Source organism: Shewanella sp. 125m-1 (assembly GCF_052977065.1).
This window is the reverse complement of the sequence record NZ_JBRILT010000025.1, coordinates 38,762-55,545: the sequence shown is the minus strand read 5'-3', so window position 1 is coordinate 55,545 and position 16,784 is coordinate 38,762. Positions and strand designations below refer to the sequence as shown.

The 16,784-nt window shown below is 44.2% G+C and carries 14 protein-coding genes; 7 read left to right on the top strand and 7 right to left on the bottom strand.

Annotated features, from left to right (window positions below):
* Positions 1-53: 53 nt before the first annotated feature.
* Complete coding sequence (locus ACVBIK_RS12385; protein ID WP_447164142.1) at positions 54-503, bottom strand: energy transducer TonB; 450 nt, start codon at positions 501-503, stop codon at positions 54-56.
* A 344-nt stretch (positions 504-847) separates the two neighbouring features.
* Between ACVBIK_RS12385 and ACVBIK_RS12380 the strand changes: the two genes are divergently transcribed.
* From ACVBIK_RS12380 to xthA, 3 genes are read left to right on the top strand one after another with little or no spacing between them, the layout of a single operon-like run.
* Positions 848-1,393 (top strand): septation protein A, encoded by a 546-nt coding sequence (locus ACVBIK_RS12380; RefSeq protein ID WP_447169797.1) that lies wholly within the window; start codon positions 848-850, stop codon positions 1,391-1,393.
* Complete coding sequence (locus tag ACVBIK_RS12375; RefSeq protein WP_447162059.1) at positions 1,393-1,692, top strand: YciI family protein; 300 nt, start codon at positions 1,393-1,395, stop codon at positions 1,690-1,692. The genes ACVBIK_RS12380 and ACVBIK_RS12375 overlap by 1 nt, the downstream gene beginning before the upstream one ends.
* 17 nt (positions 1,693-1,709) lie before the next feature.
* Positions 1,710-2,516, top strand: coding sequence for an exodeoxyribonuclease III (xthA, locus tag ACVBIK_RS12370; protein WP_447162058.1), 807 nt, complete (start codon positions 1,710-1,712; stop codon positions 2,514-2,516).
* A 72-nt stretch (positions 2,517-2,588) separates the two neighbouring features.
* Here xthA and ACVBIK_RS12365 read toward each other — a convergent pair whose 3' ends face one another.
* From ACVBIK_RS12365 to ACVBIK_RS12355, 3 genes are all read right to left on the bottom strand, one after another.
* Positions 2,589-4,043 carry a methyl-accepting chemotaxis protein gene (locus ACVBIK_RS12365; RefSeq protein ID WP_447164139.1) on the bottom strand — a complete coding sequence of 485 codons (1,455 nt, stop codon included), beginning with the start codon at positions 4,041-4,043 and terminating at the stop codon, positions 2,589-2,591.
* A gap of 108 nt (positions 4,044-4,151) precedes the next feature.
* Positions 4,152-4,640, bottom strand: a complete 489-nt coding sequence (locus ACVBIK_RS12360) for a DUF1097 domain-containing protein (RefSeq protein WP_447162056.1) — start codon at positions 4,638-4,640, stop codon at positions 4,152-4,154.
* 352 nt (positions 4,641-4,992) lie between these two features.
* Positions 4,993-5,637: an MBL fold metallo-hydrolase gene (locus ACVBIK_RS12355; RefSeq protein WP_447162055.1), complete on the bottom strand. Its 645-nt coding sequence runs from the start codon at positions 5,635-5,637 to the stop codon at positions 4,993-4,995.
* Positions 5,638-5,933: 296 nt separating this feature from the next.
* Between ACVBIK_RS12355 and ACVBIK_RS12350 the strand changes: the two genes are divergently transcribed.
* Both ACVBIK_RS12350 and ACVBIK_RS12345 read left to right on the top strand, forming a co-directional pair.
* A complete protein-coding gene (locus tag ACVBIK_RS12350; RefSeq protein WP_447164138.1) occupies positions 5,934-7,235 on the top strand; it encodes an alpha/beta fold hydrolase in 1,302 nt (433 codons plus the stop codon).
* Between the two features lie 219 nt (positions 7,236-7,454).
* Positions 7,455-7,649, top strand: coding sequence for a DUF4250 domain-containing protein (locus ACVBIK_RS12345; RefSeq protein WP_447162053.1), 195 nt, complete (start codon positions 7,455-7,457; stop codon positions 7,647-7,649).
* An 82-nt stretch (positions 7,650-7,731) separates the two neighbouring features.
* Here the strand turns inward: ACVBIK_RS12345 and ACVBIK_RS12340 are convergent, their stop codons facing one another.
* A complete protein-coding gene (locus tag ACVBIK_RS12340; RefSeq protein ID WP_447169796.1) occupies positions 7,732-8,790 on the bottom strand; it encodes a UDP-glucose--hexose-1-phosphate uridylyltransferase in 1,059 nt (352 codons plus the stop codon).
* Between the two features lie 616 nt (positions 8,791-9,406).
* On the opposite strand from ACVBIK_RS12340, the gene ACVBIK_RS12335 reads away from it, so the two are divergent.
* Positions 9,407-10,300, top strand: a complete 894-nt coding sequence (locus ACVBIK_RS12335) for a LysR family transcriptional regulator (RefSeq protein WP_447162051.1) — start codon at positions 9,407-9,409, stop codon at positions 10,298-10,300.
* A gap of 269 nt (positions 10,301-10,569) precedes the next feature.
* Positions 10,570-12,441 carry a methyl-accepting chemotaxis protein gene (locus tag ACVBIK_RS12330; protein ID WP_447169795.1) on the top strand — a complete coding sequence of 624 codons (1,872 nt, stop codon included), beginning with the start codon at positions 10,570-10,572 and terminating at the stop codon, positions 12,439-12,441.
* Between the two features lie 93 nt (positions 12,442-12,534).
* On the opposite strand, the gene ACVBIK_RS12325 is transcribed toward ACVBIK_RS12330, so the two are convergent.
* Entirely contained in the window at positions 12,535-14,589 is a 2,055-nt protein-coding gene (locus tag ACVBIK_RS12325; protein WP_447169794.1) for a glycoside hydrolase family 97 protein, read from the bottom strand.
* Positions 14,590-14,694: 105 nt separating this feature from the next.
* Positions 14,695-16,779, bottom strand: coding sequence for a hypothetical protein (locus tag ACVBIK_RS12320; protein ID WP_447169793.1), 2,085 nt, complete (start codon positions 16,777-16,779; stop codon positions 14,695-14,697).
* Between the last annotated feature and the right edge of the window lie 5 nt (positions 16,780-16,784).

Genomic DNA, 16,784 nt, shown 5'->3' with positions numbered 1-16,784 from the left:
GCCGTCACCCTAACCTTGAGTTAGGGTGACGTTTATTGCGGCATAGGGTAAGTTTAGCCACAATTCAATTTCACTTGACGCTGACACTGCGCTGCAGAGTCCTCAGCCGATTCAACCCCAAGACAATAATCGAATCTTAACACCCGCTTTTCAGCTATCGCCGTTTGCTGCGGTTCTATCTGTTGCCAACGCCAACGTTTAATCAGTTTTTTAGAATACTTACCCAAGTGCTTATTCGGAATTGAGCTTACTACTTCAACATTTTCAGTCGTTCCATTTTCAGTAATATCAAATGACAAAACGGTGCAACCTTGAACTCTAGCTCGAGCAAATTCTATTGGATAGTTCGGTGCATTAACTTCTTCTCGATGCCAGGTTTTCGGCGTATCCATGGAAATCTCAGTCTGCAAAACTTCCCCATAAATGCGATTCTCGTTGCCCATTTTGGCGTAACTCATTTGCGGAAATAACAGTAATAGCACCGTGCATCCAATTAATTTCATATACATTCCTTTGTGTAACTTTGAGCTTAAGGTGACAATCTAGGCTACATTACTCAAGAGCAAAAAGCATTCTTCCTAAAATAAAGTTCCGATACAGCTTTAACCTTAATCTAATAGATTGCCAATAGAATTATTCAAAATTTTCAGCGGTAACTTCAACTCGAAATAACCTTAGCATTATTGTAAATAGCTGTTGACAAGATTGTTCTTAATATTAACCACTTCACAGAGCTTATAACCCGGTTGCTCAAGCTTACTTAAGCTATCGGCTATCACTTTTTCCTCGCAAGCTTGCATGCTACACTCAGCCTCACTTTTATTAATTTTTAAACTGACACGCCCCTATGAAACAGTTGCTCGACTTCTTACCTCTTATTATCTTTTTTGCTGTTTATAAATTTTTCGACATCTACGTTGCCAGTGGCGCGTTAATCGCGGCAACTGCGCTACAACTTATCATCAGTTACATGCTATATAAGAAGCTTGAAAAAATGCATCTTATTACTTTTGTCATGGTAACGGTATTTGGCTCGCTAACACTTATTTTGCACGATGATTCATTTATCAAATGGAAAGTCACTATAGTCTATGCCTTGTTTGCCATCGCACTGGGTGTAAGCCAGGTAATGAATAAGCCAATTTTAAAGAGTATGCTCGGAAAAGAATTGGTTGTAGAAGATAAAATATGGGCGCATGTAACCTGGTATTGGGTTAGCTTTTTTGTCATTTTTGGCCTGGTTAACATCTATGTTGCTTTTAGTCTGTCACAAGAAACCTGGGTTAACTTCAAGGTATTCGGTTTGACTGCGCTAACACTTATCAATACTGTGTTAACCGTCCTCTATCTGTTTAAAAACATGTCTGAAGAAGATCGTAAGGAACTCAAATAATGTGGTACATGATTTCATCGCAAGATATTGAAAATAGTCTAGAAAAACGTTTATCTGTCCGTGCAGACCATTTAGCTCGCCTGCAGCTTCTTGCTGACGAAGGTCGTCTGTTGATTGCCGGTCCACACCCAGCCATTGACAGTGAGAATCCGGGTGAAGCAGGCTTCACAGGTTCGCTGGTTGTCGCTGACTTTGCTTCACTTGAAGATGCACAGTGCTGGGCCGATGCTGACCCATATATTGCTGCAGGTGTGTATGAAAGCGTTATCGTTAAGCCATACAAACTTGTATTGCCGTAAATAAAAAGGACTGACAAGTGAAGATTGTTTCATTTAATATCAATGGATTGCGAGCTAGATTACACCAACTTCAAGCACTCATCGACACTCATCAGCCCGACATTATCGGCCTGCAAGAGACAAAAGTGCACGATGAAGCGTTTCCTTTGGCCGATGTAGAGGCTATGGGCTATCACGTCCATTACCATGGCGGCAAAGCCCATTATGGTGTAGCTATGCTATCAAAAGCAGAGCCAACAAAGGTTCAAAAAGGTTTCCCTACTGATGAAGAAGACGCCCAGCGTCGTATGATAATGGGTACCTTTGTGCAGGAAAATGGTCGTCCACTCACAGTGCTCAACGGCTACTTTCCTCAAGGCGATAACATCAGCCATGAGACTAAGTACCCAGCTAAGCGTAAGTTCTACAAAGATTTAATGCTGTACCTTAATGAGTATCACAATGCAGATGAAGACATTGCTATTATTGGCGATATCAACATCTCTCCTGTCGATCTCGATATTGGTATTGGTGAGCCGAATGCTAAACGCTGGTTAAAAACGGGGAAATGTAGTTTCCAGCCAGAGGAACGTGAGTGGCTAAAAACACTGATGGATTGGGGTCTAGTCGATACTTTCCGTGAACTTCACCCGACTCGCAGCGAGCGCTACTCTTGGTTCGATTATCGCAGTAAAGGCTTTGTCGATAATCGCGGCCTACGTATCGATGTGGTCTTGGCAACGAAATCTTTGGCTCAACGCCTAACTGAATCAGATGTGGATTATGATCTACGCGGTATCGAAAAACCGTCAGATCACGCGCCAATCTGGAGCACCTTTAGTTAAAAACCAAATTGGTTCCTCACAAAAAAGCCAGCAATCTGCTGGCTTTTTTATGATTAAAATAAAGGAGTTAGCTTAATTTTTTACCAAAGTATATTGACCTAAAATCTGTTCAAGTCCTTTTGATGAACTCGCTAAGCTGCTGGCCGAACTCACCGAGCTTTGCGCGGTTTCTTTAATTATTTCCGCTTGACCGCGAATATCATTCAGTTGTGTTGAGATCTCACGAGAGGCTGCACTTTGCTCTTCTGACGATGCAGCAATTTGTGAACTCATATCAAACACAATACTGATTGAACTGGCCATACTGTCAACGTCATGGCCTACTGATTCGATAGCTACACGACCTTTGTCAGCTTGTGAGACGATCTCATTTGTAATGTCTGACAGCTTACCCGTGCCCATTTGCAAGCCCTCAATCATAGACTGGATCTCAACCGTTGCTTGCTGTGTGCGGCTCGCTAACGTGCGAACTTCATCTGCAACAACGGCAAAACCTCTACCTTGCTCACCTGCACGAGCAGCTTCAATGGCTGCATTTAACGCCAGTAAGTTAGTTTGCTCAGAAATGCCGTTAATCGTAGTCACCATTGCACCAATTTCTGTTGCTGCATGGTTTAAGTCCTCTACTGACGCCGATGCTTCAGAAATTTTGCTCGTCAGCACGCCTATACGGGTTACCGCTTCAGCGATTTGAGTTTGACTATTAGCCGCTTGCGCCGCATTTTGCTGAGTTTGCTCAGAGGTATTAGATGCACTATGAGACACCTCCTCCACCGCAGCCGTCATCTGCGACATGGCTACAGCTACAGTATCTAAAAACTGATGCTGAAAATGCGTCAACTCTTCACTGCGACTCGCTTGCTGGGTAAACTCGTCAGCTGCATTATTCAGGGTTTGAACATTGCTTGAAATCGCCTGCACCATTTCACTCATGTTATCGGCACTTCTATCAATTTCACGGGCGATAAGGCTGAAATCATCTTTACCGAAAAAGTGAAGTCTATGGGTTAAGTCACCATCAGCAAGTCGCTTAATCGCCATGTACATATCCCATAGCCCGCCACCTAATGATGTCGACACCCAATAACTCAAAAGATACAAGGGCAGTAGCCCAACAAAGGCCAGAAGTAGCATTAGATTAGCTTGTGAAAGTGCCTGCTTCTCCCAGCTCCCTACATGCACTTGTTGACTTAGCGCGCTGCTACCCACTTGTGCACTGACTAAAAGCATATCACCATGGCGTGAAGTCGATAGCGCATTGCTAACTTCAATTCCCGCTTTTTGTGCAAATTTGCTCAGCGAACTGCCTGTAAGTTGTTCTGCATTAGCGATATTGGCATAAGCATCAATGCTTGATTGTGCGCGTGCCAATGAGGTGGATTCGATAAACTGCTTACTGTGATGATAGTTTGTTAATGCGACGGTGGCACTGAGCAGTGTCACCATAGTACAAAGTAGCCAAAATTTGCCATTTAGACTTAATTTGATCAACAGAGCGTCAATCTTACGGAAATTAATCTGTTTCATTCTATCTTCCCTTGGCCAAAGCCACCCTCAAGTACGGTCCGGCTCTTCACCGAACCATAGAGGTTACTATTATTATATTTATTGATGTACCGTAAAGCAGACTGTTTGTTAAGACTCATTGGCCTCAGCTGTGACACTACCCTGCATTTTCTTGGTTAAACTGATCAATTGGCCAGTAAGTAAACTCATGCAGTAACCGAGTACCGCGCCCAATAGTAATGGCGGAATGATGGCAGCAATATCGGCACCCATGGCAAAAGTGATACAACAGCCAATAAATGCGCCGGGGATAAATGCCAGTTTTTGATGGCTAGCCTGCAAGCACATTGCTGCCGTTGCGATCCCCGTTAAGGTGTAACCCAGTAATGGCGAGACAAAGAAGCTGCTCCCTGAAATAATTAACCAGCCCCAGAAAACCCCAGAAAGATTGGTAGCCATCGCCATCAACATGCCTTTTACGCCGGCATGAGTCTGGGCAAAGAAGGTGCTACAGCTTAGAAAACCTATCCAGGTAACAAGATGTAGTACATCTGCCACACCGGCCCAAATAGCTGCAAGTAATCCTGCTGAAATAGCAATCTGCCAACGATTTTCCATAGCTTACCTCTTTACCGTTAACCCACTTACAGCAAGTGAGTTACTATCAGGTGATCTAAATTACCTTTTTTATATGTAAAAAAACACGATCTAGCGCCAATTATCCGGCTTACTTGCCGATAAAGTGCACAAAAAGCCCAGTTTTGTAGTAAAAAAACTAATTTCACGCTGCTACAAGGTAAACAAACAGACCAATATAAAATATTCAAAATATGGCTTATGCCTTAGGCCTTGGCTGTAGTCTGGATGAAATAGCCAATAAAAAAGCGCCTAAAGGCACTTTTCAACTCGGTGATATTAGAGCGATTGCAAAGTAGAACTGACTCACGCAAACAACAAATTGATGCTACCGTTAGTCAAATAATTGATCGGCAACAAATGGGTTTTGTACTCGTTCATCCCCAAACGTCGATAATGGACCATGGCCAGGAATAAACTGCACATCATTACCCAAAGGCCAAAGCTTTGTCGTTATCGACTCAATTAAATCTTGATGGTTTGATAATGGAAAATCGGTTCTGCCGATAGAGCCTCTAAACAAAACGTCACCGACCCAAGCTGTTTTACTGTCTTTAGCAAAAAACACCACATGTCCTGGAGTATGACCCGGGCAATGGATCACATTGAGTACTTGCTGACCCACGCTAACCTGGTCACCTTCTTCAAGATATTGTGTCGGTGCAAAGGCGTCACAATGTACAAACCCAAAGTGCTGACTTTGTTTCGGCAAACTGTCGAGCCAGTAGTCGTCAGCCTTATGAGGGCCAATAATAGGCACATTCAGTTGATCCGCTAATAATTTTGCCGCACCAACATGATCAATATGACCATGAGTCAGTAATACTTTTTCCACCACCACTTTGTTTTTAGCTGCTTCCTCTAGAATACGTTCAATATTACCACCGGGATCGACCACAGCCGCTTTCATTGTTTGCTCGCACCAGATTAAACTACAATTTTGCTGAAATGGGGTGACGGGTATTAACTGATACTTCATCGATAATCACCTAAGGCTCTATGTTTCGCTGTGAATGAATAAAGATTACGCCATGTTGGGCTTTTCGACTATCTATTATTAGGATATTTTGCTCTAACGCTCACAAAATCTGCATTAAATTTTTGCCCCATCCTAACTCCGTTTGTCGCTTTATCTTTCCTGCGGGATAAACACTGCATTGGTCATATTTTTTGGTATACAATCGTCAACACTCGTTCGCTGTCAGTTCAGTGCAAAACTGACATAGCAATCCTAAGTTATAACCTAACAAGAACTCTTTATAAAAGGTCGACTCGATGACTTCTGAATGTTCAGCCCAACTCACTTTTGCAGGCATGATTGCCCGTAAACATCAATTTCGTTTACCACTTAACTATCAAGAACCTGATGGCGAGCAAATTTCAATATTTGCCCGTGAGCTCTCAAGTCCAGACAATCAGGGTAAAGCCTTACCTTTTATTGTTTTCTTTCAAGGCGGACCTGGGTTTGGCGCCGTGCGCCCCGCGGCGAATGGTGGCTGGATCAAGCGGGCTCTTAAAGAGTACCGCGTGTTGCTTCTCGACCAACGAGGTACAGGCCTTTCAACGCCAGTAAGCTATGCCAGTTTGGCGCATCTGTCTGCCAGCGAACAAGCCGAATACCTGACCCACTTTAGAGCCGATAATATCATTCGCGATGCTGAGTCTATCCGTAAACGGCTCACCGATAATGAGAAGTGGACCATTCTAGGACAAAGCTTTGGTGGTTTTTGTGTACTTAAGTACTTAAATGATGCGCCTGAAGGCTTAACTGAAGCCTATATCACGGGTGGCATTCCGTCACTGACTCGCAGTCCAGATGAGGTTTATCAAGCGACCTACAAACGGGTACTTGCAAAAAACCAAGACTTTTTTAAGCGCTTTAGCGATGCACAAGACTTGATTAAAAACCTAGCCAGTCATATCCAAGCAAACCCAGTAACCTTAGCCACTGGCGAGCGCCTTACTGTCGAGATGTTGCAGCTGCTCGGGATCAATATTGGCATGGAGCAAGGCCCTGAGAGCATCTATTACCTGCTAGAGCAGGCGTTGATAGAAACGGCATCGGGTACACAAGTTAATCCGCTGTTCCTCGCGCATTTTTGTCAGTTGCTTGATTACAACACCAATCCAATATTTGCACTGCTACATGAGTCTATCTATTGCCAACAAACTGCGTCTAACTGGGCCGCTCACCGAGTGAGAGCTGAGTACCCTGAGTTCAACTACAGCAGCGAAAAGCCTTTCTTATTTACTGGCGAGATGATCTACCCATGGATGTTTGAGCAGTTTAATAACCTAAAACCCCTGCAACAAGCATCGAAGCTTCTGGCACAAAAACAGGATTGGCCAACCATTTACCAAGCCGACACACTTGCAAATAATCAAGTCCCCGTTACCGCTGCTATTTATAGTGAAGATATGTTTGTAGAGATGCAGTACAGCCTAGAAACCGCTGTGAAAATCGGTAACCTTAAGTATTGGCTGACTTCAGAATATGAACACAATGGGATTCGAATGGATGGTGAGCACATCCTCGATAGATTAATCACAATTAATCGTGGGGAAACGCTACGTTAATTAATAAACACTTAAGCTTGATGGAACATTATGTAATCTGTTCCTCACCTGTATCACTTTCGCAAGCCTTATTAAGGCTTGCTTTTTTTTGCCTCATTTTGTCGAAGACCCCTCACTCTATATCTGTATTGGAAAATCTGCCATTAACGGCACATACTTTTGCTATGACCCTAAATTGTTGCCCCTTAACTTGTGAGCATATGTGCTTAAGGTAAATAGATGAACAGTGATAAACTCGATACGCTACCTGGCGAGATCTTAGTCGGCATTGCTAATGAGCACCTACGTTTAAACTGCAAAGACCGCCAGGCGCTGTTTTATGATCTTGATATTGCAAGTGAACTACTAGAGCAAAAATTGGCTGCAAGTGGCTTTGTGTACGACAAAAATTGCAATCAGTATAAGCCGCGTTAACTTAATATCGATTTACTTACTTCTCTATTTACCTATTTACCTATTTACCTATTTCTTTATTTGGCTGCTTGGCTGCTTAGCATTAATTGCAATCCAACGTGTAGTGGGCCCCACTTGCATGCCGTAGTCGCATTGCCGCCTGCTCTGGGGTGATATCACGCTGAGTTTCAGCCAATAACTCATAGCCAACCATAAACTTTTTAACGCTAGCGCTTCTAAGTAATGGCGGATAAAAGTGAGCATGCAGGCGCCATTCTGTATGTTCACAGCCATCAAATGGTGCGCCCTGCCACCCCATAGAGTAAGGAAATGAACACTGAAATAGATTGTCGTAGCAGGTTGTTAACAGCTTTAAGATCTCCGCTAACGAGGCTTGCGTAGTGTCGTTTAGCTCTGTCATACGCTGAATATTAAACCGAGGTAATACCAAGGTTTCAAAGGGCCAACCCGCCCAATACGGCACCACCACCAGCCAGTCATCATTACTCACCACAATCCGCTCTTGCCGCGTTAACTCTTTCTCGACGTAATCAGCTAATAAGTTACTGCCGTACTGCTTCTCATACTCCAATAAATTTCGCTGTTTTGTCTCTACTAAACTGGGGAGCTGTTGCTGCGCCCACACTTGTCCATGAGGATGCGGGTTAGAGCAACCCATCGCAGCACCTTTATTTTCAAAAACCTGTACCCAAGCATAGTCTTGCCCAAGGTCAGCAGTTTGCTCACGCCATGTATTAATGACCCGCTCAATTTCCGGTACAGATAACAAAGCTAGTGTTTTAGAATGATCGGGGGAAAAACAGATAACTCTGCTTTCGCCTCGCTCGGTGCTAAATTTAAATAGCGGATCATCAACACTCGCTTGCGGCGTATCGGGCACTAAAGCTGAGAAGTCATTTTTAAACACGAAAGTGGATTGATAGTCAGGATTGGTTTCGCCGTTAACTCGAATATTACCTGCACATAAAAAACAGTGAGGATCATGACTTGGGGACGCTGAGAGAGCTGGCGCTTCAACCTGTCCTTGCCAAGGACGCTTTGCACGATGAGGAGCGAGTAACACCCACTGAGATGTTAATGGGTTATATCGGCGATGAGAGTGCTCGCTAGGATCAAAATGTACATGGGTTATTTGCGTCATGACCAAGAATAATAGTAAAGTTTAAATACCCTATGCTCAGCTAGTTAGGCTTAATAGTCATTCCTAAAAAGGCGCATTTAGCTCCTAAAAAACAGCTCTGATGATTATCTCAGCGCAAATAACGTATCGGCTCAATCGAGGCAGAAACGCTACGCAATAACAGCACCTGCATGCGACTAACCAGATAACTAAATTGATAACTACCTAAATAACTACCTAAATAACTACCTAGATAACTAAACTAATCCTAGCTAGCACGCTTGTTAGAGTGTCGCACTGAAATCTTTCATTACAGCGCTTGCGATTATAGCCGAGCCTCAATCAATAAATTCAAACTAGTGCTAGAGCTACAGCTACAGCTACAAACTACAAACTCTTATACAGCTAAAGACTCAGTTAAAAATTTAAAATGATTACACTTCATAATTTTAATAATATTACGTTATCATTAGTTTGTACTTAGCCAACTAACATAGCGGTCGCCTATCTACTATTCACTCGGTTAATGATTAGCATTCTATTAGCTACATTCAAGCAACTATATTCAATTGACAATTAGTGTTCGGCGCACCAAGCCAAGCTCAACGCAAAATATACATCAAGGTCGGAGATCTTTATGCTCAATCCCATTTGGTTAAAAACATTTAAAACACTGATAGATATTGGCCATTTTACTCAAACGGCTGAGAAATTGTACATGACTCAGCCTGGTGTCAGTCAGCAGATCAAAAAGCTTGAGCAAGCTTGTGGCCATTCCCTTATCAAACGTATTAATAAGCAGTTTGAAATTACCGAACAAGGGCGTCAGGTCTACGAATATGCGCGAAAAGTGGCGGCTCAAGAAGATGAGTTGCTAGAAAGCCTAGATTTTGATGATCCCTATTCAGGACAATGCCGTCTATCGTGCTCAGGTGCTTTAGCGCTGTTATATTATCCCAAGTTGCTAACCCTACAACAGCAACACCCTGCACTATCGACCTATATCGAAGCGGCGCCAAACTATAAAATACTTAAAGATATAACCGAAGGAGCTGTCGACATAGGCGTGGTCACTCAAATCCCTAGCGTAAGTGAGTTCCATTATGAAGCGATAGGCCATGAGCCCCTTTGTCTTATCATGCCAAAACAGTATCAAAATACAGTCGTTGATACTCAATGCCTATTGCAATGTGGTGTTGTAGCGCACCCTGACGCTGCGCACTACCTATCACGTTATTTTGACCAATGCGCAAATCCTGAGTTTTCAGAGCTCAATATTGAGACTTTACCTACCACAAGCTATGTCAATCAGCTAAGCCAAATCCTTGTGCCAATCTCTCAAGGACTGGGGTTTACCGTACTCCCAAAAAGCGCATTTGATAGCTTTGCAGATAAAGAACTGCTGTATGTCCATCGCCCGCATTCTGCCGTGACTGAGCCCCTTTACTTGGTTTATAAACGCAACCGTGAACTACCAGCACGTTACCACGCCGTACAAGCGCTATTACAATCAAGCCACAAGCACTCATAGCACTGGCAATTAAAGTCTGAATTTATGCTTTATGTGCTAAAGATGCTGTCAAGCCGTTAAGTTTTATTTTCGCCCCTCCTTTATATAAAGTGTTAAACAGGTCTAATTGTGTAATTTTTTTACACTATTAGACGCTTCACGCTATTTACTCTTGGTCTTATATGCGAAAATAGCTAAAACGAGTAGTTAACTTTCAGTTAACGACTCATCAGAGCGCTAGTGTCCCTACCAGCCTGAACTTCACCTAACGTGTAAAATTAGACCTTAATATGAACTCCTATTCGCTCAAGAAAAAGATCCTTATCTCTGTTGTGTTAGCCTTTTCCATCGTAATTGGACTGCTATCATGGCAAAGTTTTTCCAGCCAAAAGCAGCTACTACTGCAAAGCAGCGCTGACCAGGTCAGGCAGCTTGGCGAGCAGCAAGCGGCTCGAATTGATGAATGGCTAGCCGATCGTCAAACCATTATTAATGCTACCGCGACAAAAATTGACGGTGATAGTTTAAATGTACTGCAGCAGGCTCAACTTTCGGCCCCTTTCGAGCTGGCGTATTTCGGTTCACAAACGGGATTAATGCTAGATTCCGATCCGAATATCGACCGTACAGGCTATGATCCTCGTAGCCGTGATTGGTATAAGCAAGCCATGGCTAAACAGCGCCCCATCTTAACGAAACCTTATATCGATGTAGCCTACAATATTCTAGTGGTGACAATTGCGCAGCCTGCTAAAGGTGGCGTAGTCGGTGGCGACTTATCGATTGCTAGCCTAGTAGATAGCGTTAACAACATGAAATTGCCTGCAAAAGGCTACGCCATCATGATGCATAAAGATGGCACTGTTATCGCTTATAAAGACCATGCAAAAGCCATGGGACCCATACAAAATATTGACCGCGAGCTTAATGCTCAAATCGCGTCTAAAAGTCGTCAAGCGGGTAGCTTGTTACCGCTTTACTTTGAAAGTGAGGGACGTGACAAGTTACTTTGGGGCTCTGAAGTCCCCAATACTGATTGGGAGCTTATTTTTGTTCTCGATAAAGAAACCTTGGAAGCACCGCTAAGCAAATTACTACTGACCCAACTTGGGTTGTCAGCACTTGCGCTGCTTTTTAGTGTACTTGCCATCTCGTGGTTCTTAAGCATTCTGCTCGCGCCATTGAGCCGCGTCTCCCAAGCACTAGCCCATATTGCTGACGGTAATGGCGACTTAACCCAGCGTATTGAAGTGGATACTCAGGATGAAGTCGGTGTGTTAGCCACAAGTTTTAACCGTTTTGTAAGCAGCCAACACCAACTGATAAGCCATATTCGACAACTCGCCAATGAGTTAGATAGCGATGCCCAACACAGCTTAGTGACCAATCAAACCACGGTAGACGAGTTACAACGCCAGCAACAAGAAGTGGCTATGGTTGCTACTGCCGTGACAGAAATGGCCAGTGCTACCCATGAGATCGCCGCCAACGCAGAAAATACCGCAACTGCGGCGCAGCAATCTGCCACCAGCAGTGAAGAAGGCAAAGACTTAGTCGACAAAACTCGCGGCACGATTAATTCGTTAGCAAACGAAGTCGGTGAAGCGACCAATGTGATTGGCGAATTAAATCTTCATGCACAAGCTATCTCAGGCATCTTAACAACCATTCAAGGCATTGCTGAGCAAACTAACTTATTGGCATTAAACGCAGCTATCGAAGCCGCTCGCGCGGGTGAGCAAGGCCGAGGATTTGCCGTGGTTGCCGATGAAGTGAGAGTCTTGTCACGTCGAACTCAAGACTCAACACAAGAGATCTACACCACTATCGAAACCTTGCAAAACACCACCAAAAAAGCGGTGTTATTAATGGAAAGTAGCCAAGGGCTTGCCAGTGACAGTGTTACTGATGTTAATGCCGCGGCCCATGCACTAGAGGAGATCACTCAAGCGGTTAATGTGATTTCAGATATGGCAGGCCAAATCGCAACTGCAGCCGAGGAGCAAACTCAGGTGACTAATGAAATCACCCAAAACACGGTAGCGATTAAAGATGTGACAGATGACATTACTGAGTCAGCATTAGCACATCTGGATCAAGCGCAAGCACTAAAAGATAGAGCCGACAACCTCAACTCAAAGGTCGCAACCTTTATCTTGTAAACGCTAAACTGCGATAAATAGAGCGATAAAAGGGAAGCCTAATCTGTTAATGACACAGCTAGCGCTTCCTTTTTTTTCTAATACATAAATCGATTAATGCGGCGTTAAGTGCGCCACCCATCCACCACTGGGGGCAAGGGTAATGTTTATTGCACTCTTTGATGTCACCGTTTCAGTCTTAGTTTGATAATCACTGGCATATTTATCGGCGTTATTGCCATCGGCGAAACTGCTCATCTGATATTGCTGTGACTCGCTCAATCCGAGCAAACTCAAGTTCAAGGTAAATTCGCGCGGCCTTGAGTTACCCATTACACCGATAAACCACTGTTTACCTGAACGCCTTGCGATAACAATGTGATCACTTATTTTGGCAGACAATACCTTAGTTTCATCCCATACCGTTGGCACACGGGTGATAAACTCAGTGCTTTCGTGTTCACGCAAATAATGAGACGGTGTATCTGCGAGCATCTGCAATGGGCTTTCAAACACCACATACATCGCCATCTGGTGTACTCTTGTGGTTTTACTCATTGGACGATTAAAATTAATCCTGAAATTATCGGGTTGAGCATTCACCATCGCACCAGGAGTGTAATCCATTGGGCCCGCAAGCTGGCGGATAAACGGCAGAGTTAAGTTATGCTCGGCGGTGATGTAATCGGCCCATTTATTATGCTCAAGACCACGCACACCTTCTCGAGTGATCACATTGGGGTAAGCGCGGCGTAGACCCGCTGGCTTATACGAGCCATGAAAATCGACCAAGAGTTTATGCTTAGCGGCCTGCTTAGCAATCTTCCAGTAATAGTTGACCATGGCTTGATCGTCTCGCTGCATAAAGTCGACTTTTATGCCCGCTGCGCCCCACCGCTCGAATAGTGCTAATGCCTGCTCAAGTTCATTGTCTAACGTCTTCCAGATCACCCAGAGGATCACATCGACGTTTTTACTCTTACCGTAGGCAATAATCTCTTTAACATCGATATCATCGACAACATTTAACACGCTGTCTAAATAATGCCATCCCTCATCCAGTACTATGTACTCGATGCCATATTTGGCTGCAAAATCGATATAGTACTTATAGGTCTGAGTGTTAATCCCGGCTTTAAAATCGACGCCAAATACATTATTAGCGTTCCACCAATCCCACGCCACTTGCCCGGGTTTCACCCATGTAGGGTCAATAGCTAACTCGTCTGCTAATAAGTACGACAACTCGTTAGTGAGCAAGTCAGCATCAGCTTGGCTAATGGCAAAAATTCGCCAAGGAAAAACGCCCGCTTTAGGTGCAAGCTCTATCGACTTTCTCTTAGCAAGATAGTCTGCGCGCTTGAGGATATTCTCATTTCTATCAGAGTCTTGTTTAAGTTCACTATCAAGCACGACATTGGCAAAGCGAGCGTTAAAGCCTAATGCGTTGCTGCCTTCAAGCCATAGCCCCGGGTAATCCCTCAAGCCCGTTTCGGTAATAACGAGTTTAATACCTTTGACATTGATACCGGCATCAGCGTCAACAAGCAGCGGCAAGCTAGCAAACTGCTCAGGCGTAATTTCAGATAACTTTTTAGGTAAGTACAAACGTTCATTATGGCTAATAAAGCTGGATTCTTCGGGAAACAGTACCGAATGATCAGCAGCAAAATTAATCCCTACCGTTTCAGCCATCACCACTAGCTCTCCCCGCTGTTCAGTGCTAAAGCGGTAGGCTAAACCTTGATCAAAGAGCCTAAAAGTGAGTGTAAGCTGGTTATCAAAAGTGAATGCCAATTGATTGTATTGCTCATGTACCCATTTAGACTTTTGCTGTACATGGGGCTGTAATTGACGATCGACACTCGTTCGCGCCATATCAACAAGTTTTGCCTTAGATAAATTAGCCTGCATGCCTTGAATCACTATGTCGGCGACGGCATCTTGCAAAACGGGCTTACCGGATACGGTTAATGAGTAATTAACTCCTGATTCAGCGTCTTGAGAAACACGTAATTGCAGTTGCCCATTGGGTGAGGCTAAGGTGTATGCCACCGTGTTTTCAGCGGAATGAGCTAGATTAGCGGCATTAAACGGAATCGATAGCACAAGGGGAAAACTGGCAATAAATAAAAAAAATGCTGCAAATTTATAGGGATGGATAATCATAGCGGTCTCGTAGGCAAGCTTGAGTCAATAGAGTCGAAGGGGAGTGCAAAGCCTTATGGTGATGAGGTTAAGTCATTACGACTTAACCTCATCTGTTTACCGTCTTTATAGGCTAACGCTGATAGGTGATTGTCCGTCCCAGTTAATCTGCTGCAACTCACCTTGCTGCTGCTCAATGGTGATGCTAAAGCCTTTATCTGCGTCTTGAACACGACTCACACAGACATCGAAATTACTCTCAAACGCGCGAATATGCTTCAAGCACATATTATTCCAGCCTGAAGGTAAATAAGGCGCGACGTCAAAACGTTTAAAGCCTGTTGGCTCAATACCAAAAATCCCCTCAGTGACGACTCGAGCATAGAGCGCACTTTCAGCAGATAGATGGCGCTGATCACCTTCAGGCCAAGCTTCTACGGCGTAAGGTACATGCTCGCCGAGCAAACGCTTACGTGAATAATACTTAAAGTAGCGCATTGCCGTATCGGTCTCTTGAGCCGCAAAAATACCTCTAAACGCATAGAGTGTTGCTCTATCCCAGAAAGTCTTATTGCCCGCCTCACTGTAGATCCCATCTTCACTCCACAGCTGCTCCGATAATACCGCCGCTAAGGTTTGATCTTTGCGGTCAAAAATTCCAAATGAAAATGGCAGTGCAATCCAAGCTCTTAACTTGTCGTTACCTTGATAGTATTGGTAAGTATCGAAGCCTTGAACATTTGCACCGAAGTAAGTTTCGATATCTTGTGCCAGCTTCTTGGCTCGTAACTGGTAGTCTGTGGCAATCGCTGTACGCCCAAGCTCCTCATTTAAATAACTCGATGAGATCAGCGCGCCGTAAGTCAGCATATTGGTACTTAGGTTAACATCACCTGCTGGGAATCGCCCTTCTAGCTCGTCGCTATCCGATGCAATCACCCCCTCGCTTGTTTGCTTGCCGTAACTAAAGTCGATACACCAATCGATTAAAGGCAGTAGCGCCCTAGCTTGCTCTTCATCGCCATAAGCCAGTGCAAATCGGCTTGCACCGTAGGCGATCATGGCGCAGTCTCCTCTATCGCCAGCGCCGTTCCAGATATCATCCCCCTCGGCAATAATAGAAGATGGAATGGCTTTGCCGTCATCATTCATAAAGCGAGCAAAATGCTCGAAACTATTAATTGCCGATTCATTACCGACAGCATTGCCTAAAAATGGAAAGAACGGGTTGATATATTCAGCCTGATCGTTAGCCCAGATAGCGGCGTAATAGCGACCGCCTCCTGGCGCATGCATCAAACCGCCCTTAGTTCTAAAAATGGATTCTGCGCTACGAATTTTGGCGAACTCAAACATCTTGTTGATGTTTTCATCGGGGGTGACTAATTGAAGGTTGTTATTCAAGCTCGTCACATAGTCTTGACGCAGTTCAAGTTCTCTTGCGGCATCAAACTCGCGATTTTGCCCAGCTTTAGTGGCTTTGAATTCTAGGTAAACCGTTAATGTCTCACCCGCTGCTAATTCAAATACTCCGGATTTGTCGCTAGCCGCTTCTATACGATAACGACCATATACCCCACTTTCAGCTGGAGTCTCAACGCGATAATCGAGCTCGCCAATGCTCAGTTTTACGCTTTCATTGCTAGTATTACCAAAGGTCAACGCTTCAACTATTACTGGCTGAGTCGTACTTGGTGACAAGATACGAGTCAACTCAACACCTTCAGCAATAAGGCTTGTCAACGACAGGCGCCCATCGATACGAGCCTGTTTAAGCTTCTCTTGCGTAATACTCTGCTCATTAACGGTAATAGACGGCGAAACAGATAACGGAAAATCATGAATAAGACTCGCATGAGTATCATTTGGAATGGTGCGCAGCATAGGCCACACCAGCTTTCGCGTTAAGCTCAAGTTCCCGTTAACATCGCTGCCATAATAGATAATGGCAGATGTTTGTTCGCCACTCATCTCGATATGATCTTCATGGCTATCTTGTACATCCCAAACCAAACCATTGTCAGTTAACTGCCAGCGGTCCGTTAAGGTCGCGGCTAAGCCATTTAACACTTTGTTGTCTTGTACTTGCGCAGCTGCGGGCAATACGTCAGGTTGTCGTTCAACATTCGCATTACTTGCAGTTTGAGAGTCATTGGAACAGGCAGATAATATGGCAATAGCACAGGCTGAGGTGATAAATAGCTTTTTCATAAAAC